At 38.8% G+C, this 1,079-nt stretch carries 1 protein-coding gene; it reads left to right on the top strand.

Annotated features, from left to right (window positions below):
• A partial coding sequence (locus tag HMPREF2758_RS07500; RefSeq protein ID WP_210384441.1) for a G5 domain-containing protein occupies positions 1-1,079 on the top strand: 1,079 nt, incomplete at both ends.

Below are 1,079 nucleotides of genomic sequence, written 5' to 3'. Positions count from 1 at the left end.
AGAACGCTCACCATAGAAAACTCTAAAGTAACCAACACTTCTGAGCCAACAGTCACTAAAAAAGCTAAAAATGCGGTTATCTTGATTGGCGAAGGTACAAACGATGGTACTCACAAAGTAGTTGAAAAGAAAGAAATTCCATTCGAGACTAGATATGAGTATGATGATTCTCTAGAACCAGGTGAAGAAAAAGTAGTGACTCCAGGTTCACCAGGAGAGCAAGAAAGAACGAATACGCTTGTAATTAAAGACGGCAAGGTAGTTGAAACCACAGAAGGCGAATTTAAGACAACTAAAGAGCCTCAGGAAAGACTTATCAAGATTGGTAGAAAGTCTACTGAAGGTGAAACTACAAAGACGATCGAACGGGAAATTCCTTATGAAACGAAGGTAATCTATGATGATACTCTTGAAGCTGGTTTCCAAAAAATTGAAAAAGAAGGTAAGCCAGGTAAGGAAGAAGTCACAATTACTCAAAAGATAAAGGATTCTAAGCCAGTTGGAGATCCAACAGAAACGACTAAGACGATCACAGAAAAAGAAGATCGGGTAGTAAGAGTCGGTGTTAAACCAGTTGTTAAAGAAACAGAACTCGGCAACAATACGGAATATAGACACAATCCTAATCTAAAAGCTGGCGAGGAAAAAGTTATCGAAGAAGGTTCTAAGGGATCTGTTAAATACACCACGACCTTCAACAAGGAAACAGGTAAGCTTGAAGTCACCGAAGAAAGAACGGAACCTAAGAACAAGGTCGTAGAATATGGCTCTAAGACTGATGGTGAGTTCAAATTTGAAAGTGAAAAATCCTTTGACATTAAAGTTGTTGAAGATCCAAATATGGAAGCTGGAAAAACTGAAGTGATTCAAGAAGGTAAACCAGGTAAGACTGAAACAACGGTTAAGATTGAAAATAGTAAGGAAGTATCCAGGGAAACAAAGACAATCACAGAAAAACAAGATAAGATTATCAAAGTTGGAACTAAGAATGTCTGCGAAATCCCTCCAGTAGATCCAGAGGATCCAAAACCGGAAGATCCAAAACCAGAAGATCCGAAGCCAGAAGATCCGAAACCGGA

Source organism: Facklamia sp. HMSC062C11 (assembly GCF_001810675.1).
GTDB lineage: Bacteria > Bacillota > Bacilli > Lactobacillales > Aerococcaceae > Facklamia > Facklamia hominis.
This window is presented reverse-complemented; position numbering and strand designations above follow the sequence as displayed.